General features: G+C 68.0%; 1 protein-coding gene. It reads left to right on the forward strand.

Annotation, left to right across the window (positions count from 1 at the left end; genetic code table 11):
* Positions 1 to 516: pectate lyase family protein (locus CCL05_RS43665; RefSeq protein ID WP_483025088.1), on the forward strand; the 516-nt coding region annotated here is incomplete at both ends.

Genomic DNA, 516 nt, shown 5'->3' on the forward strand with positions numbered 1-516 from the left:
CGTCGTGCGCGGCTCCAACCACGTCACCGTGTCCTGGAACTCCTTCAAGGACCACGACAAGACCATGCTGATCGGCAACAGCGACAGCGCCACCGCCGACGACTCGGGCAAACTGAAGGTCACGCTGCACCACAACCGCTTCGAGGGCATCGTCGAGCGGGCGCCGCGAGTGCGGTTCGGGCAGGTCGACTCGTACAACAACCACTTCGTGGTCACCAAGGGCCAGAAGTGGGGCTACGTCTACGGCATCGGCAAGGAGTCCCGGCTCGTCGCCGAGCACAACGCGGTCACGCTGGCGCAGGGCATCAGCCCGGCGAAGATCCTCAAGAAGTGGAACGAGGCGCCGGTCACGGCCAAGGACAACTACGTCAACGGCAAGGCCGTCGACCTGATCGCCGTGCACAACGCGGAGATCCCCGGGGAGACGCTCCAGTCCGGCGCCGGCTGGACGCCGACGCTGCGGGCCGGCGTCGACCCGGCGAAGGCGGTCCCGGGCATCGTCGACGCCCGCGCGGG

Source organism: Streptomyces africanus (assembly GCF_002150735.1).
In the GTDB taxonomy this organism is placed as follows: domain Bacteria; phylum Actinomycetota; class Actinomycetes; order Streptomycetales; family Streptomycetaceae; genus Streptomyces; species Streptomyces africanus.